Origin of the sequence: Streptomyces manipurensis, from assembly GCF_049570255.1 — a bacterium.
Lineage (GTDB): Bacteria > Actinomycetota > Actinomycetes > Streptomycetales > Streptomycetaceae > Streptomyces > Streptomyces manipurensis.
On the sequence record NZ_CP186950.1, the window covers coordinates 5,804,610 to 5,829,785 of the forward strand.

Annotated in this window: 24 protein-coding genes and 1 tRNA gene; 15 read left to right on the top strand and 10 right to left on the bottom strand. The window is 73.6% G+C overall.

Annotated features, from left to right (window positions below; translation table 11 throughout):
- Entirely contained in the window at positions 1-675 is a 675-nt protein-coding gene (locus ACPU2J_RS26590) for an AIM24 family protein (RefSeq protein WP_423834170.1), read from the top strand.
- Between the two features lie 79 nt (positions 676-754).
- Here the strand turns inward: ACPU2J_RS26590 and ACPU2J_RS26595 are convergent, their stop codons facing one another.
- The 4 genes from ACPU2J_RS26595 to ACPU2J_RS26610 all read right to left on the bottom strand — a co-directional run bounded on the left by ACPU2J_RS26595 (position 755) and on the right by ACPU2J_RS26610 (position 4,661).
- Positions 755-1,501: a scabin-related ADP-ribosyltransferase gene (locus ACPU2J_RS26595; RefSeq protein ID WP_420079264.1), complete on the bottom strand. Its 747-nt coding sequence runs from the start codon at positions 1,499-1,501 to the stop codon at positions 755-757.
- A gap of 140 nt (positions 1,502-1,641) precedes the next feature.
- Entirely contained in the window at positions 1,642-2,559 is a 918-nt protein-coding gene (locus tag ACPU2J_RS26600; RefSeq protein ID WP_420079263.1) for a polysaccharide deacetylase family protein, read from the bottom strand.
- Between the two features lie 78 nt (positions 2,560-2,637).
- A complete protein-coding gene (locus tag ACPU2J_RS26605; protein WP_420079262.1) occupies positions 2,638-3,993 on the bottom strand; it encodes an alkaline phosphatase PhoX in 1,356 nt (451 codons plus the stop codon).
- A 113-nt stretch (positions 3,994-4,106) separates the two neighbouring features.
- A complete protein-coding gene (locus ACPU2J_RS26610) occupies positions 4,107-4,661 on the bottom strand; it encodes a hypothetical protein (protein WP_365078368.1) in 555 nt (184 codons plus the stop codon).
- Positions 4,662-4,920: 259 nt separating this feature from the next.
- On the opposite strand from ACPU2J_RS26610, the gene ACPU2J_RS26615 reads away from it, so the two are divergent.
- The gene (locus ACPU2J_RS26615) at positions 4,921-6,234 is read left to right on the top strand and encodes a cytochrome P450 family protein (protein WP_420079261.1); all 1,314 of its coding nucleotides are present in this window, start codon (positions 4,921-4,923) and stop codon (positions 6,232-6,234) included.
- A gap of 40 nt (positions 6,235-6,274) precedes the next feature.
- A complete protein-coding gene (locus tag ACPU2J_RS26620; RefSeq protein ID WP_423834171.1) occupies positions 6,275-7,357 on the top strand; it encodes an amidohydrolase family protein in 1,083 nt (360 codons plus the stop codon).
- Positions 7,358-7,412: 55 nt separating this feature from the next.
- Here ACPU2J_RS26620 and ACPU2J_RS26625 read toward each other — a convergent pair whose 3' ends face one another.
- Entirely contained in the window at positions 7,413-7,838 is a 426-nt protein-coding gene (locus tag ACPU2J_RS26625) for an OsmC family protein (protein WP_365078377.1), read from the bottom strand.
- A gap of 65 nt (positions 7,839-7,903) precedes the next feature.
- Positions 7,904-9,007: a cell division protein ZapE gene (zapE, locus tag ACPU2J_RS26630; protein WP_361588874.1), complete on the bottom strand. Its 1,104-nt coding sequence runs from the start codon at positions 9,005-9,007 to the stop codon at positions 7,904-7,906.
- Positions 9,008-9,043: 36 nt separating this feature from the next.
- Between zapE and ACPU2J_RS26635 the strand changes: the two genes are divergently transcribed.
- The 9 genes from ACPU2J_RS26635 (at position 9,044) to ACPU2J_RS26675 (ending at position 18,659) form a co-directional block, all read left to right on the top strand.
- Positions 9,044-9,826, top strand: coding sequence for a pyrimidine reductase family protein (locus ACPU2J_RS26635; protein WP_420079258.1), 783 nt, complete (start codon positions 9,044-9,046; stop codon positions 9,824-9,826).
- Positions 9,827-9,961: 135 nt separating this feature from the next.
- Entirely contained in the window at positions 9,962-10,429 is a 468-nt protein-coding gene (locus tag ACPU2J_RS26640; protein ID WP_361588869.1) for an indole-3-glycerol phosphate synthase, read from the top strand.
- A 68-nt stretch (positions 10,430-10,497) separates the two neighbouring features.
- Positions 10,498-11,895, top strand: a complete 1,398-nt coding sequence (murC, locus tag ACPU2J_RS26645; protein WP_420079256.1) for a UDP-N-acetylmuramate--L-alanine ligase — start codon at positions 10,498-10,500, stop codon at positions 11,893-11,895.
- A 23-nt stretch (positions 11,896-11,918) separates the two neighbouring features.
- A complete protein-coding gene (gene msrB / locus ACPU2J_RS26650; RefSeq protein WP_361588864.1) occupies positions 11,919-12,326 on the top strand; it encodes a peptide-methionine (R)-S-oxide reductase MsrB in 408 nt (135 codons plus the stop codon).
- Between the two features lie 419 nt (positions 12,327-12,745).
- Positions 12,746-15,088, top strand: coding sequence for a nitrate- and nitrite sensing domain-containing protein (locus ACPU2J_RS26655; protein WP_423834172.1), 2,343 nt, complete (start codon positions 12,746-12,748; stop codon positions 15,086-15,088).
- The gene (locus ACPU2J_RS26660; protein ID WP_361588859.1) at positions 15,085-15,489 is read left to right on the top strand and encodes a roadblock/LC7 domain-containing protein; all 405 of its coding nucleotides are present in this window, start codon (positions 15,085-15,087) and stop codon (positions 15,487-15,489) included. The genes ACPU2J_RS26655 and ACPU2J_RS26660 overlap by 4 nt, the downstream gene beginning before the upstream one ends.
- The gene (locus ACPU2J_RS26665) at positions 15,489-15,854 is read left to right on the top strand and encodes a DUF742 domain-containing protein (RefSeq protein WP_420079254.1); all 366 of its coding nucleotides are present in this window, start codon (positions 15,489-15,491) and stop codon (positions 15,852-15,854) included. Before ACPU2J_RS26660 ends, ACPU2J_RS26665 begins: the two co-directional genes overlap by 1 nt.
- Entirely contained in the window at positions 15,841-16,455 is a 615-nt protein-coding gene (locus ACPU2J_RS26670) for a GTP-binding protein (protein WP_420079253.1), read from the top strand. Before ACPU2J_RS26665 ends, ACPU2J_RS26670 begins: the two co-directional genes overlap by 14 nt.
- A gap of 143 nt (positions 16,456-16,598) precedes the next feature.
- Positions 16,599-18,659, top strand: coding sequence for a phosphocholine-specific phospholipase C (locus tag ACPU2J_RS26675; protein ID WP_423834173.1), 2,061 nt, complete (start codon positions 16,599-16,601; stop codon positions 18,657-18,659).
- Here ACPU2J_RS26675 and ACPU2J_RS26680 read toward each other — a convergent pair.
- Complete coding sequence (locus tag ACPU2J_RS26680) at positions 18,646-19,362, bottom strand: hypothetical protein (protein WP_423834174.1); 717 nt, start codon at positions 19,360-19,362, stop codon at positions 18,646-18,648. The genes ACPU2J_RS26675 and ACPU2J_RS26680 overlap by 14 nt on opposite strands.
- Before the next feature lie 73 nt (positions 19,363-19,435).
- Here ACPU2J_RS26680 and ACPU2J_RS26685 point away from each other — a divergent pair, with 73 nt between their 5' ends.
- Complete coding sequence (locus ACPU2J_RS26685) at positions 19,436-20,191, top strand: alpha/beta fold hydrolase (protein WP_423834175.1); 756 nt, start codon at positions 19,436-19,438, stop codon at positions 20,189-20,191.
- 51 nt (positions 20,192-20,242) lie between these two features.
- Here the strand turns inward: ACPU2J_RS26685 and ACPU2J_RS26690 are convergent.
- Positions 20,243-20,315: transfer RNA gene (locus ACPU2J_RS26690), tRNA-His, on the bottom strand.
- A 73-nt stretch (positions 20,316-20,388) separates the two neighbouring features.
- Positions 20,389-21,282: a CTP synthase C-terminal region-related (seleno)protein gene (locus tag ACPU2J_RS26695; protein WP_423834176.1), complete on the bottom strand. Its 894-nt coding sequence runs from the start codon at positions 21,280-21,282 to the stop codon at positions 20,389-20,391.
- A gap of 77 nt (positions 21,283-21,359) precedes the next feature.
- On the opposite strand from ACPU2J_RS26695, the gene ACPU2J_RS26700 reads away from it, so the two are divergent.
- Both ACPU2J_RS26700 and ACPU2J_RS26705 read left to right on the top strand, forming a co-directional pair.
- Positions 21,360-22,214, top strand: a complete 855-nt coding sequence (locus ACPU2J_RS26700; protein WP_420082328.1) for a LysR family transcriptional regulator — start codon at positions 21,360-21,362, stop codon at positions 22,212-22,214.
- Entirely contained in the window at positions 22,211-23,350 is a 1,140-nt protein-coding gene (locus tag ACPU2J_RS26705) for a M24 family metallopeptidase (RefSeq protein ID WP_423834177.1), read from the top strand. Before ACPU2J_RS26700 ends, ACPU2J_RS26705 begins: the two co-directional genes overlap by 4 nt.
- Positions 23,351-23,383: 33 nt before the next feature.
- Here the strand turns inward: ACPU2J_RS26705 and treZ are convergent, their stop codons facing one another.
- Complete coding sequence (gene treZ / locus ACPU2J_RS26710; RefSeq protein WP_423834178.1) at positions 23,384-25,132, bottom strand: malto-oligosyltrehalose trehalohydrolase; 1,749 nt, start codon at positions 25,130-25,132, stop codon at positions 23,384-23,386.
- Between the last annotated feature and the right edge of the window lie 44 nt (positions 25,133-25,176).

Here is a 25,176-nt window from a genome sequence, read left to right on the forward strand (position 1 = left end):
ATGAAGAGTGATCTTTTCGCGTCCGAGAACCTGGCCCAGGGTGCCGTCACCCCCGGCATGAGCCTGCAGAACCCCAAAGCCGTGAAGTACAACGTCAACGGTGAAGTGCTCGCCCGGCAGGGCTCGATGGTCGCGTTCCGCGGCGACCTCCGGTTCGAGCGCAAGGGCCAGGGCATAGGCGGCATGCTCAAGCGCGCCGTCACCGGCGAGGGGCTCGCGCTGATGACCGTGCACGGTCAGGGCGAGGTCTGGTTCGCCCACCAGGGGGGCAACTGCTTCATCCTCGACTTCGAGCCGGGCGACGCCCTCACCGTCAACGGCCGCAACGTGCTGTGCTTCGACCCGACCCTGTCCTACGAGATCAAGATGCTGAAGGGCGCCGGAATGGCCGGCGGCGGCCTCTTCAGCAGCCTCTTCACCGGCACCGGCAAGCTCGCCGTCGTGTGCGACGGGCACCCCATCGTCATCCCGGTCACCCCCCAGGCGCCCGTCTACGTCGACACCGACGCGGTGGTCGGCTGGAGCGCGCAGCTGGAGGCCGGGCTGAACCGCTCCCAGTCCGTCGGTTCGATGATCCGCGGCGGTTCCGGCGAGGCCGTCCAGCTGATGCTGAGCGGCGAGGGCTTCGTCATCGTCCGCCCCAGCGAGGTGACGGAGGCGACGGCGGCGCACTGACGCGGTGCGCCGGTCCGGCCCCGCGTCGGGCGGGCCGGACCGACGCGGGGCCGGACCGACGCGGCCGGACCGGGGCGGCTCAGCGGGCCGCGGCGAGGGCGGCCTCGTCCACCGCGTACGGGGCGAAGCCGACGTTGTCCTTGCAGCCCAGCTCCTCGAAGGTGCTGACCTTCGTCACCGGGTCGGTGTGGACCAGCCGGAACTTGCAGGCCCCCTTGATGTAGCGGCCCTTGACCCCGCCCGGGAAGTCGACCTCCTTGTTCCACAGGTAGGGGGAGTTGTAGTTGTTCAGCCGGGCGGTGGCGTTCACGTCGATGCCGCCGGGCGCGTGGATCTCGTAGACCCAGCCGGTCCTCGCGCTCCCGTAGGTGGCGAACTTCTGCGCCACCCACTTCTCGCAGCTGGTGCTGAGGTGCGCGCTGTCCTGGCCGCCGCCCTTGACGATGTACTCGGCGAGCGGGGTCACCTGCTCGCCGCGGGGCGTGAACCCGGTCTCGAAGATCTGGTCGACGGTCTCCCGGGTGTCGCCGCGCCAGAGGGTGTTGACGTCCGTGCGCCACTGCCACCGCTCCTCCGCCGCGGCCGAGGCGACGGGCCGCGCCAGGGAGGCGTTCGTCGTCGTGCGCCACCAGTCCCAGGCCCGGTACTCGACGGTGGGCCCGCAGGGGGAGGTCAGCTCGTCCTCCGCCGCGGCGGCCGCAACGGGCACGGACGCCGGGGCGGTGGTGACGGAGGGGGCGGTGACGGAGGCGGCGGTGGCCGGGGCGACGGCGGCGGCGGAGACGAGGGATACGGCGGCGAGCACCCGCAGAGCGGCCTGCAACATGGTGAGGACCCATCAGTCGGTCAACGTGACGGGCCCTTTATAGGGGGGTGCGCCGCCGGCGGTCCGGGGGCTGCGCGCGGGGTCCACCCGCACGGGCGGATCAGTCGTACTGGCGAAAGGATCCTCCGCGCGCCCCCGGATCACTTCCCGACGAGTTCCGAGACCTTCACGAAGCGGTAGCCGCGTTTGCGCAGCTCCGGGACGATCTTCCGGACCGCCTCCTCGGTGACGGGGGCGGCGCTGCGCGTGCAGTGCATGACCACCACCGAGCCGGGCTTCACCCCGGCCAGGACCTGTTCGGCCACCGCGTCCGGGTCCTTCGCGAAGGCGTCCCCGCTGACCACGTCCCACTGGACGGCGGTCACCCTGGCCGTGGACAGGGCCCGCAGCGCCGCGTCGTCGTAGCAGCCGCCGGGGAAGCGGAAGTACGGGACGGTGTTCACGGCTCCCGCCTGTTTGAACGCGGCGAAGGCGCGGTCCACGTCGGCCCGGGCGGCCGCGGTGTCGAGCGCGGGCAGTCCGTAGCAGGGGGAGGCGAAGGCGTGGTGGCTGTAGGAGTGGTTCGCGATCTCGAAGTTCGGATCGGTGCCGATGGCCTTCGCCTGGTCGGGGTACTCCTCGGCCCAGCGGCCCGTCATGAAGACCGTCGAGGGCACCTTGAGGGCGCGCAGGGCCGCGATCAGCTGGGGGTTGTCGAAGTGTTCCCCGGCCGCGGCGCGCGGTCCCTGGTCCGAGGTCATGTCGGCGTCGAAGGTCAGTGCCACGGTCTTGTCGGTCTGCTGCTTCGTCCGCTCGAAGACGGGGGTCAGGCCGCCTGCTCCGGGGGCCAGTATCGGCGCCGCCGGGGCCGGTGCCCCGGCCTGCGGGGCGCCCGGCGCGGGCGCGCCGGGGGAGGGGCTCTGCGGGGCGGGGCCGTTGGCGGACGCGGCCGGGGTGCCCATGCGGGCCTCACGGCTGCCGTCCGGGGCGGAGGATCCGCCGCCGCACCCGGCGAGGGCGGCCGTCACGGCGGCACCGAGGGCGGCGGTGGCCGCCGCTTTGCGCACAGAAATGGTCACGCAGGCAAAATATATGACTATGTGCCAAGTGCTTGTCTGCGGCACTCCCCGATGTCACCCGCGTCGGCCCCCTCCGGATCAGCGCCAGGGTCCCGTCACGGCGAACGTGGTCCCGGGGGCGTAGGCGTTGACGTACAGGGTCCGGCCGTCCGGGGAGAAGGTGACACCGGCGAACTCCCCCCACTCCGGGGCCCCGGGCTCCCCGATGTCCTCGGCGTTGCGGGCGACCGGATACACCTCGCCGTCCCGCGTCACCCCGAAGACGTACTGCGCCCCGCCGCCGTCCTCGCACACCATCAGCCCGCCGTCCGGGGCCAGGCAGATGTTGTCGGGGGAGTCGCCGGGCAGCCGGAGGTCGGCGGCCGGGCCGAAGAGCACGTCGAGCCGGAGCCGGGCGCTCCGCGGGTCGTAGAACCACACCTGGCCGTGGTGGTCGCCGGCGGCGCCCTCGCCGCGGCGGGCGAAGCTCGAGACGAAGTGGACGCCGGTGCCGCCCCAGTAGCAGCCCTCCAGCTTCTGCGCGTGAGTGATCCCGCCCGCCCCGAAGTCCTGCAGCCGGACCGGTGTGCCCGAGGCCGACGGATCCGGTACGGCCACCCACTCCACCGGGAACTCCGCCCCCGGCTCGTCCACCGCCGCCAGGTCCGCCAGCCCCGGCACGCGCAGCGCCTCCAGTGCGCCGCCGGCCCGCAGCGAGCCGGTCCCGCCGAGCGGCCGTGCGGGCAGGAACCGGTAGAACAGCCCGAAGGGCCGGACGAAGGCGTCCTCGGTCTCGTAGACGATCCCGCTGTACGGGTCCACGGCGACGGCCTCGTGCGCGAAGCGGCCCATCGCCGTGAGCGGGACCGCGCCCGTGCGGTCCGGGCGGGCCGGGTCCACCTCGAAGACGTAGCCGTGGTCCCGGGTGTAGCCGGAGGTGCCGGCCCGGTCCTCGGTCTCCTCGCAGCTCAGCCAGGTGTTCCAGGGGGTGCGGCCGCCGGCGCAGTTGACGGCCGTCCCGGCGAGGGCCACCCGTTCGCCGGTGAGCCGCCCGGCCGGGTCGAGCTCAAGGACCGTGCAGCCGCCCAGCGCCCCGGGATCGTAGGTCAGGCGGGGGACGGCGGGGACGCGCAGGGCGGCGGTGGTGCGGTTCTCGTGGTTGCGCACCAGCCGCACACCGCCGGCCGCCGCGCCGAAGGCGGCCATGCCGTCGCAGTTCGCGGGGACGGTGCCCTCGCCCGAGCGCATCCGGTCGCCCGCGCGCGAGAGCACCCGGTAGGTGAAACCGGCGGGCAGGTCGAGCAGCCCGCGGGGGTCGGGGACCAGCGGCCCGTACCCGCCGCCGGCCCGGGCCGCCCGGGAGGAGGCGGGGGAGCCGCCGGCGAACAGGGCGCCCAGTGCCCCGCTGAAGGCGATCGTGCCGGCGGCGAGCAGGCTGCGGCGGGTGACGGACATCGGCGGCTCCCGGAGGACGTCGGGCCCCGTGGGGCTGGTCCCGCCGATCATGCCGGGCCACGGCCCGCCCGGCCGTGAGGACACCGCGGGCCGGGACACCTCCGGCCGGGCCCCTACGGGCGGGTGGTGCCCGGCAGGCAGGTCACCGCGCGGTTGAAGGTCTCGAACACCCCGGCGGGGTTCTTCTTCCAGAGCCACAGGTGCAGCGCGTAGTGGACGGGCTGGCCGGGGAAGTTGCCGGGCTTGGGGCCCTTGAAGGCGGTGCCGAACATCGTCGGGCGGTCCTCGTCCGTGGTCAGCTTCTGGTCGCGGTCGTAGACCAGCCACTGCATGCCGACGAGCCGCTTGCCGCCCCGTCCGTCGTCCTCGTAGTACAGGGCGGCCGGCTTCTTCGGGTCCACGGAGTTGTCGTACGCGTGGTTGAAGTGCGGGTAGCCGAGCGCGCCGGTGCCCGCCTTGTCGCGGACGCAGTACTTGTCCGGCACGTAGCCGTCCGCCACGGCGTTGGCGTGCACCTGGTACTTGGCCGTCGCCCCGTACGCGACCGCGCGGTCGGCCGTGGCCCGGCCGGCGTCCGGGCCGTGGCCCGCGGAGGCCGGGGGCGCGGCGACGGCCGCGAGGACGAGCGTGGCGGCGGCGGTGAGGGCGGGGGCGAGACGTCGGGCCATGCGCGGGCTCCTCGTGACGGGCTGGCTGGGGCACAGCAGCCCTTCCCCCCGGCCGCCGCACCCGCCCCGCGCGGGACCCGGACAGGGCCCGGACGGACGACCGCCGATCGGCCGACCGCCGGGAGGCGGCCGGACGCGGGCGCGGGCGCGGCGGGGGCCCGCCGCCGCTCACTCGAACGGGAGCGGTGCCGTTTCGCGGCACACCGGCCCGGGGAACCGGTGAGTCCGCAGAAGGCGAGTGCGACGGAGGGTGCGGAACATGGCACAGCAGGACGCGGCACCAAGCGGCGGCGGAGAACTGCACGAGATCGTGTCGGCCGTCTCCAGGGGTGCGCCGGAGTACCGGCAGTGCCCCCACCCCCTGTACGCGGCGCTGCGCGAACAGGCCCCGGTGTGCCGGCTGACCCCGCCGCACGGCGTGGACACGTACCTGATCACCCGCCACGACGACGCCCGCGACGCGCTGTCGGACCCGCGCTTCAGCAAGGACATGCACGGCGCCATCGACACCTACCACGCCGTGTACGGCAGCTTCTTCGACGCCCTCGACGACAACGTCCTCTTCTCGGACCCGCCCCGGCACACCCGGCTGCGCCGCATCCTGCGCAGCGCCTTCACCCCGCGGCGGGTGGAGGAGATGCGGCCGAGGATCACCGAGATCACCCAGGACCTGCTGCGCGCGTGCGGGGAGGCCGGGACGGTCGACCTGATGACGTCCTTCGCGTTCCCGTTGCCCATCGCCGTGCTGTGCGAGCTGATGGGCATCCCGCCGGAGGACCGCCCCGAGATCCTGGAGCAGTTCGCCGTGGTGACGCGCTCCCGCTTCGACCCCAGCCGCCGGGCCGAGCTGAAGGCCGCGGAGGAACGGCTCCAGCACCGGCTGGAGGGGCTCATCTCGGACACCCGGGCCCACCCGTCGGACTCCTTCCTCAGCGACCTGATCCAGGCCGAGGAACGCCTCGACGACGCCGAACTCGTCGCGTCGCTCTGGGTGGTGTTCTTCGCCGGGCACAAGACGACCGCCTACCAGATCGGCAACTCCGTCCTGAACCTGCTGCTCCGTCCCGACCAGGCGGCGAAGCTGCGCGAGGACCCGGCGCTCGTCCCGCGGGCGGTCGAGGAGATCCTGCGCTTCGAGGGATCGGTGGAGACCTCCACCTTCCGGTACGCGGCGCAGGAGGCGGAGATCCGGGGCACGGTGATCCCCGAGGGCTCCCTGGTGCAGATCGCGATCTCCTCGGCCAACCGCGACCCGGAGCGCTTCGCGTCCCCCGACGAGCTGGACGTGACCCGCGAGGGTCTGCAGTCGACGCACCTGGCCTTCGGGCACGGCACCCACTACTGCCTCGGCGCCCCGCTCGCCCGGCTGGAACTGGAGATCGCGCTCGGCTCGCTGCTGCGCGAGTTCCCCGCCATGGAGCTGGCCGAGGGGGAGGAGCCCGCCGGAGCGTGGATGAAGGGGCCGGTGGCGGCGTTCCGGGGGCTCGAACACCTCCGCGTCGTCCTGGGTCCGTCCCGCCGGGACACCGACCCCGGCGAGCCCACCCTGGCCTCTGTGGCCTCCGGCACCTGACCCCACTCCCGATGGGCGGTTGACTGGCATGACGGATTCCGTGAGCACCCCCGCACTGCGGCTCCTGGGGACCCCGGCGGACGAACTGCGCATCGCCGCGGTCGGCACCAGCGAGGTCGTCCGGGTCGCGCGGGGCCACACCGCGCAGGTCCCGGAACCCTCGCGCACGCGCCACTCGAAGATCGACATGCACCACCACTACTGCGCGCCCGAGTGGCGCGAGTGGGCCGTGCACCACGGGCTGGTCGACGTGGAGCGGCTGCCCCCGTGGACACGGCTGGGCACCGAGGACGCGATCCGCTTCATGGACGGCGCGGGCATCACCACCGCCGTCCTCAAGCCGATGCTGCCGGCCCGCTACCGCTCGTCGGCGCAGCTGCGCGAGGCCATCAACATCACCCTGCGCTCGATGATCGAGGTGGCGGCCTCGCACCCGGGGCGGTTCGCGTTCTACGTGCCGCTCTTCCTGGACGATCCCGAGGCCTCGTCGTGGGCGGTGCGCCGCGGGCTGGGCCAGCTCGGCGCGGTCGGGGTCAACGTGACAGCCAACTACGGGGGCGTCTACCTCGGCGATCCGACCTACGACCGGCTGTTCCACGAGCTGAACGAGCACGCGGCCGTCGTGGACACCCACCCGCACAACCTGCCGGACGGCCCGCCCGGCGCGGCCACGGTCCCGGGCATCCCCAACTTCATGTGCGACTTCCTGCTGGACACCACGCGCGCCGCCGTGAACATGATCAGCCGCAGGACGCTGGACCGGTTCCCCGACATCTCGGTGGTCCTGCCGCACGCGGGAGGCTTCCTGCCGTACATCGCGACGCGTCTGGAGGCCCTCGGCCGGTTCTGCGAGCCGCGCGTCGAGTCGGCCGCCGTACGCGACCACCTGAGCCGTTTCTACTACGACACGGCCGGGCCGATGGCGCCCGCGGCGACTCTGCTGGAACACGTCCCCGCCGACCACGTCCTCTTCGGCACCGACTGGCCGGCGGCCCCCGCCGACACGGTCACCGATCTGGCGCTGCCGGCCCTCGACGCGGACCCGGCCTTCACGCCGGAACAGCTCCAGGGGATCTACCACGACAACGCGATGCGGCTGATCCCGCAGCTGGCGACGGCCTGAGGGGGGTGCGGGCCGGGCGCATGCGACGGCCCGCACCCCCTCGGCAGTGCCGCGATCAGGCGAGCTTGGCGCTCAGGGTGATCGTCGTGCCGGTCAGGGCCTGGCTGACCGGGCAGTTCTTCTTGGCCTCCTCGGCGGCGGCGACGAAAGCGGCGTCGTCGAGGCCCGGGACCTCGCCCTCCACCGTGAGGTGGATGCCGGTGATGCCCTCACCGGGCTGGAAGGTGACGTCGGCCTTGGTCTCCAGGCGGGTGGGCGGGTTGCCCTTGCCCGCGAGGCCGTGCGACAGCGCCATCGAGAAGCAGCTGGAGTGCGCGGCGGCGATCAGCTCTTCCGGGCTGGTCTTGCCGTTCGCGGCCTCGGAACGGGCCGGCCAGGAGACGTCGTACGAACCGATGCCCGAGGAGTCGAGGGTGACGACGCCCTTGCCCTTGAGCAGGTCGCCTTCCCAGACGGTGTGCGCGTGACGCGTGGTGGCCATGGTGATCCCTTCGCAGGAGTGGGAAACGGCCAGCCTCCCGAAGGGGGAGCCCGGCGCCCCCAAACCTACTGGGACACCAGGGGTTTCGCGTCGCGCGCCAGCGCGGTGAGCCGCGAGATGGCGCGGAAGTACTTCTTCCGGTAGCCGCCGTTCAGCATCTCCTCGCTGAACAGCCGGTCGAAGGGGACCCCGGAGGCCAGGACGGGGACCTCACGGTCGTACAGCCGGTCGGCGAGGACCACCAGGCGCAGGGCCGTGGACTGGTCCGGCACCGGGACGACGTCGGTCAGGCAGACGGCGGTGAGCCCGTCGGTCAGCGCGCCGTACCGGCTGGGGTGCACCCTGGCCAGGTGTTCGAGCAGGCCGGGGAAGTCGTCCAGGCTCGCGCCCTCGGTCGCGTACGCGGCCTTGGTGACCTGCTCGTCGGAGAACGGCGCCGGGGCCTCGGGCAGGCCGCGGTGGCGGTAGTCCTGGCCGTCGATCCGCAGCGGCCGGAAGTGCGCCGACAGCCCCTGGATCTCCCGCAGGAAGTCCGCGGCGGCGAAGCGGCCCTCACCGAGCTTGCCGGGCAGCGTGTTGGAGGTGGCGGCCAGCGCCACGCCCTGCTCCACGAGGCGGCTGAGCAGGGAGGACACCAGCACGGTGTCGCCCGGGTCGTCCAGCTCGAACTCGTCGATGCACAGCAGCCGGTGCCCGCCCAGGGTCTGCACGGTCTGCTGGAAGCCGAGCGCGCCCACCAGGTTCGTGAGCTCCACGAAGGTGCCGAAGGCCTTGAGCGCGGGCTCGGCCGGGGTGGCGTGCCACAGGGAGGCGAGCAGGTGGGTCTTGCCGACGCCGTAGCCGCCGTCGAGGTAGACCCCGCGCGGGGCGGCCGGGGCCGCGGGCTTCTTCGAGAACCAGCGCTTCTTTCCGGCGCCGCTCGCGTGCGCCCCGCCCAGACCGGCGGCGAAGCCGCTCAGCACGGTGACCGCCTCGGACTGGCTCGGCTGGGCCGGGTCCGGGTTGTAGGTGTCGAAGCGGACGGAGTCGAACCGCGGCGGTGGCACCATCTCGGCCACCAGCCGTTCGGCGGGAACCCGGGGCTCGCGCGCGCACAGGGCCAGGGGCCCGGCGTCGGCTATCGGGGGGCGGCCCGAGGTGTGACCGGAGGTGGGGAGTGATGTCGACACAGCACTCAACTCTACGGGGCGTGGCACACTGCACCGATGCGACGCCTGTTCCCTGTGACCGATCAGACACCAGCCCCCGGCCAGGACGGGGCGGACCGTGAGTGGTCGCTCGACGAGCTCGCCGACGCCTACGCATACCCCGCCCTGGCGGCGGACGGGCACTGGCTGCGCGCCAACATGGTCTCCTCCCTGGACGGGGCGGCCCAGCACGAGGGACGCTCCCAGCCCATCTCCGGCGAGACCGACATGCGGATCTTCGGCACCCTGCGGGCGCTGGCCGACGTGGTGGTCGTCGGCGCGGAAACGGTTCGCCAGGAGGGCTACCGCCCGGCCCGCGCCCGGGAGGCCTTCGCGGCGCGCCGCGCGGCGGCCGGGCAGGGTCCCGCCCCCGCCATCGCCGTGGTCACCTCCGGCCTGGACCTGGACTTCTCCCTGCCGCTGTTCACCTCCCCGCTGGTGCCGACCCTGGTGGTCACCGGTGCCGGGGCGCCCGCCGACCGGGTGGCCGAGGCGGTACGGGCCGGGGTCGAGGTGGTGGTCGCCGGGGAGGGCGCCGCCGTGGACGCGGGCCGGGCCGTACGGGAGCTCGCCGGCCGGGGGCTGCGCCGTCAGCTCACCGAGGGCGGCCCCCGGCTGCTGGGCCAGTTCGTGGCCGCGGGGGTGCTGGACGAGCTGTGCCTGACGATCTCCCCGACGCTGACGGCGGGCGGCGCCCAGCGGATCGCCGGAGGCCCTTCCGTCACGGTTCCGCACCGGCTCGCGCCCGCCTGCGTACTGGAGGAGGCCGGGTTCCTGTTCACCCGCTACCGTCGGATCTGACAAGGGGCGGAATTTGTCGTTCCGCTTTGCTTCCGCTGGGCACATATACCTGCGCGAGCCCCGTGCGACAGCGGGGCAGGATGGTTTCCGCAGGGGCCGGCCGGCCGGCCTCGGCCCATGAAGGAGAGGGCGTCCGTGTTCACGAGCGTATTGATGATCGAGCAGCCGCTGACCACGGTGGACGTGGACTTCGTCACCAGCCTGCACGGGGACGACCCGGTCTCCTTCATCGTCCTCATGCAACCGCGCGGCGACCAGGACCGACTGCTGCGCGCCATCGACGACGTAGCCCTCGGTGAGCTCCCGGAAGCCATCCGTGAGGGTGACGAACCGGAGGGCGAGGCCGCCCGCGGCCCCGCCGCACACGCCCTCGCCCACTCCCTGAACGCCCTGCGCGGCAAGGGGGCCAAGGCCGTCGGCCAGCTCATCGACGCCCACCCCCTCGACAGACTCAAGGCCGTCGTGGAGGAGAACGGGGCCGACGAGGTGATCGTCCTGACCGCCCCGCACTTCGTCGAGGAGTTCTTCCACCGCGACTGGGCCTCCCGCGCCCGGCACAAGGTCGGCGTTCCCGTGCTCAAGCTCTTCGCCCACAACGAATAGGCTTGGGCCGCGGAGCCCGACACGGCCCCACGCACCCCAGCACCGCACTCGATCCTGGAGCGACCTGAATGAAGCCCGGCCTGCCGACCGCCATGGAACGGCCCCACTTCATCGGCATCGGCGGCGCCGGCATGTCCGGCATCGCGAAGATCCTGGCCCAGCGCGGCGCGCAGGTGGCCGGCAGCGACGCCCGCGGCGACTCCGAGACCGCCGACGCCCTGCGCGCCCACGGGGTCACCGTGCACGGCGGCCACGCCGCCGGGAACCTCGCCGCCGACTCCACCTGCGTGGTCGTCTCCAGCGCCATCCGCGCCGACAACCCCGAGCTGGCCCGCGCCGCCGAGCTGGGCGTCCCCGTCGTCCACCGCTCCGACGCCCTCGCCGCCCTGATGGACGGGCTCCGCCCGATCGCCGTCGCCGGCACCCACGGCAAGACCACCACCACCTCGATGCTGGCGGTCTCCCTCTCCGCGCTGGGCCTGGACCCCTCCTACGCCATCGGCGGCGACCTGGACGCCCCGGGCTCCAACGCCCACCACGGCGAGGGCGACATCTTCGTCGCCGAGGCCGACGAGAGCGACCGCTCGTTCCACAAGTACGCCCCGCAGGTCGCGATCATCCTCAACGCCGAGCTCGACCACCACGCGAACTACGCGTCGATCGAGGAGATCTACGAGTCCTTCGAGACCTTCGTCGCCAGGATCGTGCCCGGCGGCACCCTGGTCGTCGCCCACGGCCAGGAGGGCGCCGCCGAGATCGCCCGCCGCGTCGCGGGCCGGCAGGGCCTGACCGTCGTCACGTACGGCGAGGAGGAGGGCGCCGACATCCGGATCACCAAGGTCACCCCGCGCGGCCTGACCAGCGAGGTCACCGTGCTCCTCGACGGCCGGATGCTCACCTTCACCGTCTCCGTCCCCGGCCGCCACTACGCCCACAACGCCGTCGCGGCCCTCGCCGCGGGCGTGGCCCTCGGCATCCCGGCGCACAACCTGGCCTCCGCCCTCGGCAAGTACACCGGCGTCAAGCGCCGCCTCCAGCTCAAGGGCGAGGCAGCCGGCGTCCAGGTCATCGACTCCTACGCGCACCACCCCACCGAGATGAACGCCGACCTGGAGGCGATCCGGGGCGCCGCCGGCGACTCCCGCATCCTGGTCGTCTTCCAGCCCCACCTGTTCTCCCGCACCCAGGAGCTCGGCAAGGAGATGGGCCAGGCCCTGGCCCTCGCCGACGCCTCCGTGGTCCTGGACATCTACCCCGCCCGCGAGGACCCGGTCCCCGGCGTCACCAGCGAGATCATCATCTCCGCGGCCCGGGCGTCGGGTGCCGACGTCACCGCCGAGCACGACAAGACGGCCGTCGCCGACGTCATCGCGGGAATGGCCAAGCCCGGCGATCTCGTTCTCACGATGGGCGCGGGTGACGTCACGGACCTCGGTCCGGCGATCCTGGCCCGCCTGTCGGGCTGACGGTGAGAGGGAGCGGGAAACACATGTCGTACGAGGTCGAGAAGACGGACGAGCAGTGGCAGGCGGAGCTGACCCCGTCCGAGTACCAGGTCCTCCGCCTGGCCGGCACCGAGCCCGCCTTCCGCGGTGAGTACACCGACACCAAGACGGAGGGCGTCTACTCCTGCCGCGGCTGCGGCGCCGAGCTGTTCCGCTCCACCGAGAAGTTCGAGTCGCACTGCGGCTGGCCGTCCTTCTTCGACCCGAAGGACACCGACGCCGTCGAGCTGCTCGCGGACACCTCGCACGGCATGGTCCGCACCGAGGTCCGCTGCGCGAAGTGCGGCTCCCACCTGGGCCACGTGTTCGAGGGCGAGGGCTACCCCACGCCCACGGACCAGCGCTACTGCATCAACAGCATCTCCCTGCGCCTGAAGCCCGCCGAGGGCTGACGCGGGCACGGGGAACGACGGCGGCAGGCCCGCCCGGCAGGCCGGAATCCGGCCCCCGGGCGGGCCTGCCGCCGTCTCGGCACGCGGGGCTGCGGGGAGCGCCCGCCCCGCCCCGCCGCCGGCGGTGCACCACCGAGGCGGCGAACCGGTCCCTGGCCTGCGGTGATCCACATCCGATAGCACGGTCCGGCCGGCGAAGACATCTATCCGATTCTGGGCGGTGTCTGGTTATGATCGGCACCCTCACGTCCCGCCGCAGGCGGACCGGTTGCGCATGTTTTCGTCCCAGAGCCGTGCCCGGTCCGTTCCTTCGGCCTACCCTCGCCCTCCCGCCCGTCGTCCCCCGCTCCCGAGGACCGATGTCTCCCACAGAACCCGAAGGCATACGAGGGCAGTCACCGGCCCGCCGGTGGCGGACCGTGCGCCTGCGCACCCTGCTCATCTGGCTGGCCGTGGTACCCACCGTCGCGATGGGCACCCAAGTGACGGTGTCCGCGCAACGTTTGCTGGAGCAGTCGGCCCAACTGCGGTCCGACGTCGAGGCCTCCGAGCGGATCGGCGCCCCGCTCTACACGCTCCTGGTCGACCTGCAGGCCGAACGGACCGCCACCGCGGCCCTGTGGGCGGCCGCCGCGGGGGCCGAGGGCGAACTGCGCGTCCGGCGCGAGGCCACCGACCTGGCCGCGGCCGAGTTCCGCCGGCTGGCCGTCGACCCGTCGCGGTCCTTCACCGAGGTCACCCGCCAGCTCGACCGGCTCGCCGCCCACCGCCAGCGCGCCGACCTGCGCAGCGGCACCCCAGAGGCCACCCTGACCTCCTACTCCGAGGCGATCGGCAAGGTCATCCAGGTCTACCAGCAGGAGTTCAGCCACGCCGAGGACGCCGAACTCGCCCAGGCGAGCCGTCCCGTGGTCTCCATGCTGCAGGCCACCGAGATGGTGGCGCGCGAGGACACCGTACTGGCGCTGGCCGGGCCGTCCGGCGACCTGACCTTCTCCGGCTACGACCAGTTCGTCAGCTCCCTCGGCGCCCAGCGCTACCTGCACGAGGCACTGATCGTGCCCCACCTCGGCGCACGCGACCAGCGCTTCTACGACCGGGTCGTCGGATCCGCCGACTGGCAGACCAAGACACGCATCGAGAACGCGGTCCTCTCCGGGCACAAGGACACCCCCACCGGCATCAGACTGCCCGCCGAGGTCGCCGGCTGGTCCTCCGCGCACGCCAACTTCTCCGTCCAGATGACCACCCTCAACATCGACCTGGCGCGTTCGGTGCTCGCCCGCGGCGAAGCCAAGGCCGCCGAGCTGGAGAGCGAGGTGGCCTGGCTGATCGGCGGCAGCGCCGGCGGGCTGCTCGCCGTCGTCGTCGTGGTCGTGTTCACCACCCGGTCCGTCCTGCGCCGCCTGCACGACCTGCACGAACGCACGGTGACCGTGGCCGAGGAGACCCTCCCCGACGTCGTCGCGCGTCTCCAGCGCGGCCAGACCGTCGACCCCGGCACCCTGCCGTCCGTGACCGGGGAGCGCGACGAGGTCGGACGCGTCAGCGACGCCTTCGCCCGGGCCGTCGCCGTCTCCGTCGACGGCCACCGCCGGCTCGCCGCCGAGCGCCACGGCTTCGGCCTGTTCGCCTCGGGCATCGCCTCGCGCACCGGCAACCTGGTCAGCCGTCAGCTCAGCCTCACCGAGGAGCTCCAGGACACCTTCGGCCACGACGAGGCCCTGCTGGCCCGGCTGATGCGCTCCGACCAGCTGACGGTCGGCATGCGGCGGCAGATCGAGAACCTCCTGATCCTCGCGGGCGGCGAGGTCCCCGACCCGCACACCGAACCCATGCGCGTCGCCGACCTGCTGCGCGAGGCCGCCGCCGAGGTGGAGGACTTCCGGCGCATCGAGCGGCAGGCCCTGGACGAGACCAGCGTGGAGCCGAGCGCGATCAGCCAGATCAGCCACCTGCTGGCCGAACTGCTCGACAACGCCACCCGGTTCTCCCCGCCGAAGTCCAAGGTGGTGATCCGCGCCGAACTGGTCGCCGACGGGCTGTCGGTCGAGATCGAGGACCGCGGCCCCCGGGTGAGCCCGGAGCGGTACGAGGAGATGAACAGCCGCCTGCACCAGGCGCCCCCGTACTCCGTCCTCGCGCAGAACGCGCACCGGCTCGGCCTGTTCGTCGTCGGCCACCTGGCCGACCGGCTCGGCGCGACCGTCACCCTGCGCCGCTCGGTGTACGGCGGCACCTGCGCCGTGGTCGTCCTCCCCGCCGACCTGCTGCTGGCGACCGCGCCGGACGCCCCCCGCGAGGGCTCCTCCGGCCGCGGCGCCCCCCGCGCCCTGGCCGCGGCAGCGCCCGCCGCCCGGAACGGAGCCGCCGCGCACGCCGTCCCCGCGGACGCCGCCCCCGCCACCGGCACCGCGCCGGCCGCCACCGGGCCCGTCCCGCCGGAGGCCGACGCACCCGCCCGCACCAGCGCCGGACTGCCCAGCCGCCGCACCGTGAAGCCGCTCGTGCCCGCGCTCGCGGTCCGCCCCGCGGGCGTTCCCGCGGCCGCCCGGCCCGCCCTCACCGCGGGCGCGGCCCGGCCGGCCCTGCCGGAGCGCGTACCGCAGACCCACATCGCCGACCAACTGCGCGCGCCCCGCGCGCCGGAACCAGCCGTCCGGCAGGACGCCGCGACACCCGAAGAGGTGGCCGACGCCTGGGCTGACTACGAACAGGGGACCCAGACAGTGGAAGCAGAGCTCCGACGGGATCAGCCATGACCACCTCATCGAACGACATGATCTACAGCGTCCTCGACAACAACCTCAGCAGGATCGCCGGCATCCAGGGGGCCGTGCTGCTCTCCAACGACGGCATCAGGCTCAGCGACTACCTCCTGGACCAGCCCCAGGCCGAGCGCATGGCCGCCGCCGCCTCCGGCATCGCGGCCACCATGAAGGCGATATCCCGCGAGATCGAGGGCGGCCGCGTCATCCGGCAGCTCGTCGAGATGGACGACCGCTACCTCTGCATCGTCGGCTGCGGGGAGGGCAGCACCCTCATCGTGGTGACCTCCCGCAAGGCCCGCCTGGGCGAGCTGGGCGGTGAGGCCGTACGGACCGCCCAGGCGCTCGGCGAGTGGCTGGGCACCCCCGAGCGCGGCCAGGCTCCGTCCTCGTAATGCAGGACGAGCCACAGCCCGCGGGCCGCCGCCGGACGCGGCTGTACGCCCTCACCGACGGCCGTACAGCCGCCCCGCACACCGTCCTCACCATGGACACCACGATCACGGCCGCGGCCGGCGACGAGGAGCACGGCGGCCTGCCCACCGAGTGGCAGGCGATCCTCGCCATGTGCGCGACGCCGGGCGGGCTGGCGGTCGCCGAGATCGCGGCGAGGATGCACATCCGCCTCACCCCGATGACGCTGCTCCTCGGCGAACTCGCCGACCGCGGGCTGATCGACCACCGGCCGCCGCTGGCGGCGACCGAGACCACCAACGTCCACCTGCTCATGAGAATCAGGGACAACCTTGCCCGGATATGACACGCCCGCCACACCCGACCCCCGGGCACCGGCCCCGGTCAAGATCCTCGTCGCCGGCGGCTTCGGGGTCGGCAAGACGACCCTCGTGGAGACCATCTCCGAGATCGAACCGCTGCGTACCGAGGAACGGCTGACCTCCGCGGGCATCGGCGTCGACGACCTCGACGGCATCGAGTCCAAGACCGTCACCACCGTCGCGATGGACTTCGGCAGGATCACCCTCACCGACGCCGGAGTCGTCCTCTACCTGTTCGGCACCCCCGGCCAGGAGCGCTTCTGGTTCATGTGGGACGACCTGCTCAACGGGGCCCTCGGCGCGATCGTGCTCGTCGACACCCGGCGCCTGGACCGCAGCTTCCCCGCCGTGGACTTCTTCGAGAGCCGTGGACTGCCCTTCGTCGTCGGCGCGAACTGCTTCCACGGCGAACAGCTCTACACCGCCGAGGAGATCGCCGCCGCGCTGCGCCTGAGTGACCCGGAGACCCCCGTGCTCATGCTGGACGCCCGCGCCCGTACGGACGTCCGGGCCTCCCTGCTCTCCCTGCTCGACCTGCTCATCGCCCGGGCGAAGGTCCCGGCGGGACCGGCCGCGACCCGCTGAAACCCCCGCCCTGCCGGGCGGGGAACGCCTTTCGTTCGCCAGGTGTACGGCGTGCTGTCACGAGGTGATCCCCGTCCGGTACCCGGGGGCCGCTGTCCTTGGGGCGCCCCTCGACTCCCCCCTCACCCAGAGGTCGTCACCCCATGGCAGAACTCAACCGGCGCAGGTTCCTGCAGATAGCCGGCGGCACCGCCGCCCTCTCGATGCTGAACGACAGCATCGCGCGGGCCGCCTCCATCCCGGCGCAGGGCGCCACCGGCACCCTCCAGGACATCGAGCACATCGTCGTCCTCATGCAGGAGAACCGGTCCTTCGACCACTACTTCGGCGCGATGAAGGGCGTCCGGGGCTTCGGCGACCCGCGGCCGGTGCTCCAGGACAACGGCAAGTCCGTCTTCCACCAGTCCAACGGGACCAAGGACATCCTGCCGTTCAACCCCCAGGTGGCGGACCTGGGCATGCAGTTCCTGGAAGGCCTCAACCACGACTGGGCCGGCGGCCACCAGGCCTACAACAACGGCAAGTACGACAAGTGGATCCCGGCCAAGACGGCCACGACCATGTCGTACATGACGCGGAACGACATCCCGTTCCACTACGCCCTCGCCGACGCCTTCACCGTGTGCGACGCCTACCACTGCTCCTTCATCGGAGCCACCGACCCCAACCGCTACTACCTGTGGACCGGTTACACGGGCAACGACGGCGTGGGCGGCGGCCCGGTCCTCGGCAACCAGGAGCTCGGCTACGGCTGGAAGACCTACCCCGAGCGCCTCGAGGCGGCCGGGATCTCCTGGAAGGTGTACCAGGACATCGGCGACGGCCTGAACGCCGCCGGCTCCTGGGGCTGGATCAACGACGCCTTCCGCGGCAACTACGGCGACAACTCGCTCCTGTACTTCAACAGCTACCGCAACGCCCAGCCCGGCAGCCCCCTGTACGAGAAGGCCCGCACCGGCACCAACGCCAAGGCGGGCGAGGGCTACTTCGACCGGCTGCGTGCCGACGTCGTCGACGGCACCCTCCCGCAGGTCTCCTGGATCGCGGCCCCCGAGGCGTTCAGCGAGCACTCCAACTGGCCGACGAACTTCGGCGCCTGGTACATCTCCAAGGTCCTGGACGCGCTGACCGCGAACCCGGCGGTGTGGGCGAAGACCGCCCTCTTCATCACCTACGACGAGAACGACGGCTTCTTCGACCACGTCGTCCCGCCCTACCCGCCGGCCTCCTCCGCCTGGGGCCTGTCCACCGCCGACGTCAAGGGCGACCTGTACGCCGGGGGCGGCGGCTACGCGGCCGGCCCCTACGGGCTCGGCCCCCGCGTCCCCATGATCGTGGTCTCTCCCTGGAGCAAGGGCGGCTACGTCTGCTCCGAGACCTTCGACCACACCTCGGTGATCCGCTTCATGGAGAAGCGCTTCGGGGTCCGGGAGCCGAACATCTCCCCGTGGCGGCGCGCCGTCTGCGGCGACCTGACCTCGGCCTTCGACTTCACCCGCGCCGACGCCGCCCCCGCCGCCCTGCCCTCCACGGCCGCGTACGTCCCGCCGGACAAGGACCGCCACCCCTCCTACCACCCGACGCCGCCCGCCACGGGCGCCCTGCCGCCGCAGGAAGCCGGGTCCAAGCCCACCCGCGCCCTCGGCTACGCCCCGTACGTGGACGGTGCCCGCACCGTCTCCACCGGCAAGTTCACCCTCACCTTCGCCTCCGGACCCACCCTCGGCGCCCACTTCCACAGCACCTCGGGCAACCGCACCGACGGCCCCTGGCCCTACACCGTCGAGGCGGGCAAGACCCTCTCCGACACCTGGTCCACCAGCAGCTCCACCGGCAATCAGATCAACCTGACGGTGTGGGGCCCCAACGGCTTCCTGCGCACCTGGAAGGGCCCGGCGAAGAAGGCCGGCCCCGAGGTCACGGCCCGCCACGCGGGAACCACCGGCAACCTCGCCCTGACCATGACCAACTCCGGCACGGCCGCGGTCAACCTCACCGTGACCAACTCCTACGGCGGCGCGCCCCAGACCTTCCGGGTCGCGGCCGGCGGCACGCTCACCCACACCGTGAACCTCGCCGCGACGAGCCGCTGGTACGACGTCACGGTCGTCTCCGACCTCGACACCACCTTCCTGCGGCGCTTCGCGGGGCACGTGGAGACCGGCGCCCCGGGCGTCTCCGACCCGGCGATCAGGACCGCCTGATCCGGTCCTCCGGCGCGCGCAGCAGCCGCCGTTCCAGGACCGCGAGGTCCCCGGGGCGGTGGCTGCGGGCGTGCCGGAGCAGCAGGTCCCGGGCGGTGTCGGGAACCCGGCGCCGCTTCGGGTGGCGGGTGGTGAACTCCTCGCCCGCGAAGAACCGCACGGCGCCCTCCAGCCCGGTACGGTCCGACTCCCGCACCGCCCAGACCAGTTCCCCCGTCGCCGCCGCGGCCAGCAGCCGCACGGGGGCCCGTTCGGCGAGCAGCCACGCCGCGTCGCGCGGCTCCTGCCGTACGGCGCCCAGCCAGCCGAAGACCACGCTCAGCGGCACCCCGTGCGGCGGCGCGGGCTCCTCGGCGCCCGCGGCGAGGGCCGCGGCGTACGCGCGCAGCGCCCCGGGTGCCGCGGCCACCCAGCGGGCGCGGTGGCGGGCCGGGATCCCGTCGGGGGAGAGCGGGTCCAGCAGCCGGTTCGACGCGGGGGTGACGTGCCGGGTCCCGTCGGCGTGCCCGCACGAGCAGCCGAACACGTCGTCGTCGCCGGCCGCGGCGGCGAGCTCGCGCCCGAGCTCCCTGACCGCCCGGACCTCACCGGCCTCGGCGGGGTCGGTGATCTCGTAGCCGCGCGGGTGATGGGGGTGCCGGGCCCCGTCCGGCCGCGAGAAGTCCCCCATGACCAGCCGGTCCGTGCGCGATGTCGGGCTCACGGTGTGATGGTAGGCGCGGTGGGCATGGCTCACTGCGTCGGTTGTCACCATTCCCGTCACCGAGGGAGAACGCATGGCCATCGCCCACCGTCGGATCGGTACCGGACCCGTCCGCGTCATCGTGCTGCACGACTGGTTCGGCACCTCCGCCAACTGGGGCTCCGTGCTGGACCACCTGGATCCGGAAGGGTTCAGCTACGCCTTCCTCGACTACCGCGGCTACGGCGAGCGCCGGGACGTCGCCGGCCGTCACACCCTGCCCGAGATCGCCGACGACGTCCTCGAACTCGCCGACCAGCTCGGCTGGGACACCTTCTCCCTGCTCGGGCACTCCATGGGCGGCAAGGCCGCCCAGCAGGCCCTCGTCCGTGCCCCCGAACGCATCGAGAAGCTCGTCGGGATCAACCCCGTGCCCGCCGCGCCGTACGAGATGGACGACGCCGCCCACGCGCTCTTCTTCGGCGCCGCGCAGAGCCCGGACAACCGGCGCGCCATCCTCGACCTCGTCACCGGCCACCGGGCGAGCGGCCACTGGATCGACCGGATGGTGGCCCACTCCCTGGAGGTCTCCCGGCCGGAGGCCTTCGCCGACTATCTCGCGAGCTGGCAGTCCCTGGACCTCTCCGCCGCCGTCAAGGGCAACACCGTCCCGGTGCTCGTCCTGGTCGGCGAGTACGACCTCGCGCTCACCGCCGACGTGATGCGCGCCACCTGGCAGGCCTGGTACCCGAACTGCCGCGTCCACACCCTCCCCGGCGCCGGGCACTACCCGCCGCACGAGACCCCCGTGGCCTTCGTCACCGAGGTGGAGGCCTTCCTCCGCGACTAGGGGGACGAAAAAACCCCGGGCCGCGAGGAGACCTCGCGACCCGGGGATCAGGGTGAGTGACGGGACTTGAACCCGCGGCCACCTGGACCACAACCAGGTGCTCTACCAACTGAGCTACACCCACCACGAGGGGCGGCGGACCGCCCGTCGATGTGCATGCACAGCATAGCCGATCTGCGGGGCGGTCCTGCGACCCGTTATCCGCCCGACCCGCTCGTGGCCGGGCCCGTGGCCGGGGCTGCTGCCGGGGTCGCGGCGGGCCGCCCCGTCACCCCGGCGGCGCGGGCCGCCGCGTGCCGGACGGCCGCCACGGCGAGGGCCCGGACGATCGGATGGGGCCTGCTCCCGTCGCCCCGCAGCTCCGGCTGGAAGAGCGTGGCCAGGAAGAAGGGGTGCCCGGGCAGCTCCACGACGCGCACCTGTCCGTCCTCGTCGTGCCCCGAGAGCCGCAGCCCGTGCGCGGTGAGCGCCGGCAGGTGCCGCGGAGCGGGCCCGTAGGAGCAGTGGTAGCGCTCCGTCGACCGCTCCGCGCCGAGCGCGGCCTCGGCGAGCGACCCGGGCTCGGCCCGCACGAGCCCCTCGTGGCCCACCAGCGAGCAGGCGAGCGGGGCGATCAGCAGGTCCGGGGCCCCGGGGTCGTTCTCGGCGTGCGCCACGCCGGACAGCCCGCACACCGACCGGGCGTACTCCAGCAGCGTGTGCTGGAAGCCCCCGCAGGTCCCGAGGAAGGGGATGCCCTCCTCGCGGGCCACCCCGATCGCGGCCAGCGCCCCCGCCTCGCTGGCGTACGGGCTGCCGGGCAGCACCCACACGGCGTCGAAACGGGCCAGGGTCCCGGCGGCGGCCTCGGCCGCAGCGTCGCCCGTGGGAATCCAGTAGGCGTCGAGGACGAGTCCGTCGCGGGAGGCCAGGGCGTCGAGGAGGACCGGGATACGGGTGTGGGACTCCACGTGCGGGGAGCGGTCGCCGACGAGGGCGATCCGGGCCACCGCGGAGTGCGCGCCGTCCGGGGAGTGCGGGGCGCGTGCGGTCTGTGCGGTGTCTGCGGTGTCTGTGGTGCGTGAGGTGTCTGTGGTGTCTGCGGTGGTCATGTGGATCATCCTGGGGCCGCCTCCTGCTTCAGCGCCAACGATTGTCCGTGCACCTTCGATAAGTGATCCTGATGACCATGGACCCGCACCTCCTGCGCACCTTCGTCACCGTGGCCCGGCTCTCCTCCTTCTCCGGCGCCGCCCGCGAGCTGGGCTACACCCAGTCCGCCGTCTCCCAGCACATCGCCGCGCTGGAGGGCGACCTGCGCACCGAGCTCCTCACCCGCCGCCCCGTCCACCCGACCCCGGCCGGGGTCCGGCTGCTGGAACACGCGGGCCCGCTGCTGCTCCGGCTCGACGCCGCGCGCGCCGACGTACTGCGGCTGGCCGCCGCCCCGCCCGCCCGCGTCACGCTCGCCGCGTCCCCGCTGGCCGTCGGCCCCCGGCTGCTCGCGGCCCTCCCCGCCACCGGGGTCACCCTGCGCGTCCTGCCCCCGGCCGAGGTGCCCGCCGCCGTCGCCACCGGGGACTGCGACCTCGGACTGGTCGACGGCCCGGCCGCACCGAGCGACCCCCTGCGGCTGCCCGACGTCGCCCCCCTCTCCGTGACGGGCGTGGCCGAGGAGGAGCTGGCCGTGCTGCTGCCCGCCGCGCACCCCTTCGCCGGCCGCGCCTCCCTCCGCCTGGAGGACCTCGCCGACGCCCGCTGGATCGACGCGCCGGGCGTCGGCCTGCCGCTCACCGCCGCCCGCGCATCCGTCCGCTACGAGGGCACCGACCTGCGCGCGCTCTGCGCACTCGCCACCGCCGGGCACGGCCTGGCCCTGCTGCCCCGCACCGTCGCCGCGGCCGCCGCGGGCAGCGGCGCGGGGGCCGCCGTACCGCTGTCCGCGCCGCGCCTGGTGCACCGTACGGAGCTCCTCGCGCCCGGAACCCCGACCGGCGCGGCCGCTGCGCTCGCGGCACGGCTCACGGCAGGATCCCCCGTATGACCGATGACCCGAACGCAGCCGGCCCCGCCCCCTTCACCGCCGCGGACCACGCCGCCCGGATGGCCGCGGCCGCGCAGAGCGCCGCGGACGCGGGACTCGCCGGGCTGCTCATCGCCCCCGGACCCGACCTCACCCACCTCACCGGCTACCGGCCCACCGCGGAGACCGAGCGGCTGACCCTCCTGGTGCTCGCCGCCGGACAAGACCCGGTGCTCATCGTGCCCGCCCTGGAGGCCCCGGACGCGGCGCGGGCCCCCGGCGCCGCCGCGCTCACCCTGCGGGACTGGGCCGACGGGACCGACCCGTACGCCGTGGCCGCCCCGCTGCTGGACTTCCGCGGCCGCTTCGGAGTCAGCGACAACACCTGGGCCCTGCACCTGCTGGGCTTGCAGAAGGAGTTGCCGAACACCACCTACGCGGCCCTGACCGACTGCCTGCCCATGCTCCGCGCCGTCAAGGACGACCGGGAGCTGGAACGTCTCGCCGCCGCGGCGGCCGCAGCCGACGCCGCCTACGCGCAGATCCTCCACCTGCCGTTCGCCGACCGCCGCGAGAGCGAGGTCGCCGCCGACCTGGCCGCCCTGCTGCGGGCGCACGGCCACTCCCAGGTCGACTTCACCGTCGTCGGATCCGGCCCCAACGGCGCCAACCCGCACCACGAGGCCGGCGACCGCGTCATCCGCCACGGCGACATGGTGGTCCTCGACTTCGGGGGACTGCGCTTCGGCTACGGCTCGGACATCTCCCGCACCGTGCACGTCGGCGAGCCGACCGCGGAGGAGCAGCGCGTCCACGACATCGTCCGCGAGGCCCAGCAGGCCGGATTCGAGGCGGTCCGGCCCGGGGTCTCCTGCCAGGAGGTCGACCGGGCGGCCCGGGCGGTGATCACCGAGTTCGGTTACGGGGACCGCTTCATCCACCGCACCGGCCACGGCATCGGCGTCACCACCCACGAGCCGCCGTACATGGTCGAGGGCGAGGAGCAGCCCCTCGTGCCCGGCATGTGCTTCTCCGTGGAGCCGGGCGTCTACCTCCCCGGCCGCTTCGGCGTCCGCATCGAGGACATCGTCACGGTCACCGAGGACGGCGGCCGCCGCCTCAACAACGCCCCGCACGGCCTGGCCGTCGTCGCCTAGACGGCCTGCGGGCGTCAGGGCCGCTTTCGGGCGTCAGGGCCCGAGGACGACCGCCGACTCGCCCGGCAGGTGGAGCCGCCCGTCCCGTCCGGGGTCTCCGACCGGCTCCCAGGAGGCCAGGACCCGGACGCCGTTGCGGCCCAGCGCGATCGTCACCGGCTGCGGGGAGAGGTTCACCGCCACCCGGACGTCGCCCCGCCGGAAGGTCAGCCAGCGCCGCCCCTCGTCGTGGGCGACCCGGACCGCCGCCAGGTCCGGGTCGCGCAGGTCCGGATGGGTGCGCCGCAGCGCGACCAGGGTGCGGTACCACTCCAGCAGACGGGCGTGCCCCTCCTCCTCCGGCTCGGCCCAGTCCAGGCATGAACGCCCGCGCGTCGCCGGGTCCTGGGGGTCGGGGACCTCCTCGGCCTTCCAGCCGTGCTCGGCGAACTCCCTGCGCCGGCCGGTGCGGACGGCCTCCGCCAGCTCCGGGTCGGGGTGGTCGGTGAAGTACTGCCACGGGGTGCGCGCACCCCACTCCTCGCCCATGAACAGCATCGGGACGAAGGGCCCGGTGAGCGTCACCGCGGCCGCGCACGCCAGCAGTCCGGGGGAGAGCGACGCCGACAGCCGGTCGCCGAGCGCCCGGTTGCCGATCTGGTCGTGGGTCTGGGAGTAGCCGACGAACCGGTGGGCCGGTGTCCGGCGGCGGTCCACCGGACGGCCGTGCGTGCGGCCGCGGAAGGAGGACCAGGTCCCGTCGTGGAAGAAGGCGCGGGTCAGCGTCTTCGCCAGCGCGCCGAGCGGGGCCACGGCGAAGTCGGCGTAGTACGCCTGGGACTCACCGGTCAGCGCGCAGTGCAGGGCGTGGTGGAAGTCGTCGTTCCACTGGGCGTGCAGGCCGAGGCCGCCGGCGGCGCGCGGAGTGGTCGTGCGCGGGTCGCAGCGGTCCGACTCGGCGATCAGGAACAGCGGCCGTCCGGTGTGCGCGGCCAGCGCGTCCACGGCGGCGGACAGCTCCTCCAGGAAGCTCAGCGCCCGGTCGTCGGCCAGCGCGTGCACGGCGTCGAGCCGCAGCCCGTCGATGCCGTAGTCGCGCAGCCAGGCCAGCGCGCTGCCCAGCAGGTACGCGCGCACCTCGTCGGAGCCGGGCGCGTCCAGGTTGACCGCCGCCCCCCACGGCGTGTGGTGGCTGTCGGTGAAGTACGGGCCGAACGCGGGCAGGTGGTTGCCGGACGGGCCGAGGTGGTTGTGCACCACGTCGAGGACCACGCCCAGCCCGGCCGCGTGCGCGGCGGCCGTGAACCGGGCCAGGCCGGCCGGCCCCCCGTACGGCTCGTGGACCGCCCACGGCGCGACCCCGTCGTAGCCCCAGCCGTGCCGGCCGGAGAAGGAGCACACGGGCATCAGCTCCACGTGCGTGACCCCGAGGGCGGCGAGGTGGCCCAGACGGCCCGCGGCCGCGTCGAAGGTCCCCTCGGGGGTGAAGGTGCCCACGTGCAGCTCGTACAGGACCGCGTCCTGGAGCGGGAGGCGCGGCGACGGCGACGGCGACGGAGCCAGGGCGGCGACGTCGACGACGGCCGACAGCCCGTCAGGGCCGTCCGGGAGGCGCCGGCCGCGCGGGTCCGGCCGCGGGACGGGATCGTCGTCCAGCAGGAACCCGTAGCGGCTCCCCTCCTCGGCGGGGGCCTGCGCGATCCACCAGCCGTCCCGGTCCGGGTCGCGTCCCATCGCGTACGTCGCGTCGCCGAGCCGCACGGCGACCCGGTCCCTCAGCGGTGCCCACACCTCGAACTGCACGGACGCGTCCCCTCGTCTCCGGCGGTGCCCAGCATGCGTATCCT

Excerpts from the sequence above, each read along its gene's own strand:
- ACPU2J_RS26590 (WP_423834170.1), top strand. The coding sequence starts at position 1 with ATGAAGAGTGATCTTTTCGCGTCCGAGAACCTGGCCCAGGGTGCCGTC.
- ACPU2J_RS26595 (WP_420079264.1), bottom strand. The coding sequence starts at position 1,501 with ATGTTGCAGGCCGCTCTGCGGGTGCTCGCCGCCGTATCCCTCGTCTCC.
- ACPU2J_RS26605 (WP_420079262.1), bottom strand. The coding sequence starts at position 3,993 with ATGTCCGTCACCCGCCGCAGCCTGCTCGCCGCCGGCACGATCGCCTTC.
- ACPU2J_RS26610 (WP_365078368.1), bottom strand. The coding sequence starts at position 4,661 with ATGGCCCGACGTCTCGCCCCCGCCCTCACCGCCGCCGCCACGCTCGTC.
- ACPU2J_RS26615 (WP_420079261.1), top strand. The coding sequence starts at position 4,921 with ATGGCACAGCAGGACGCGGCACCAAGCGGCGGCGGAGAACTGCACGAG.
- ACPU2J_RS26625 (WP_365078377.1), bottom strand. The coding sequence starts at position 7,838 with ATGGCCACCACGCGTCACGCGCACACCGTCTGGGAAGGCGACCTGCTC.
- ACPU2J_RS26635 (WP_420079258.1), top strand. The coding sequence starts at position 9,044 with ATGCGACGCCTGTTCCCTGTGACCGATCAGACACCAGCCCCCGGCCAG.
- murC (WP_420079256.1), top strand. The coding sequence starts at position 10,498 with ATGAAGCCCGGCCTGCCGACCGCCATGGAACGGCCCCACTTCATCGGC.
- msrB (WP_361588864.1), top strand. The coding sequence starts at position 11,919 with ATGTCGTACGAGGTCGAGAAGACGGACGAGCAGTGGCAGGCGGAGCTG.
- ACPU2J_RS26660 (WP_361588859.1), top strand. The coding sequence starts at position 15,085 with ATGACCACCTCATCGAACGACATGATCTACAGCGTCCTCGACAACAAC.
- ACPU2J_RS26665 (WP_420079254.1), top strand. The coding sequence starts at position 15,489 with ATGCAGGACGAGCCACAGCCCGCGGGCCGCCGCCGGACGCGGCTGTAC.
- ACPU2J_RS26675 (WP_423834173.1), top strand. The coding sequence starts at position 16,599 with ATGGCAGAACTCAACCGGCGCAGGTTCCTGCAGATAGCCGGCGGCACC.
- ACPU2J_RS26685 (WP_423834175.1), top strand. The coding sequence starts at position 19,436 with ATGGCCATCGCCCACCGTCGGATCGGTACCGGACCCGTCCGCGTCATC.
- ACPU2J_RS26695 (WP_423834176.1), bottom strand. The coding sequence starts at position 21,282 with ATGACCACCGCAGACACCACAGACACCTCACGCACCACAGACACCGCA.
- ACPU2J_RS26700 (WP_420082328.1), top strand. The coding sequence starts at position 21,360 with ATGGACCCGCACCTCCTGCGCACCTTCGTCACCGTGGCCCGGCTCTCC.
- ACPU2J_RS26705 (WP_423834177.1), top strand. The coding sequence starts at position 22,211 with ATGACCGATGACCCGAACGCAGCCGGCCCCGCCCCCTTCACCGCCGCG.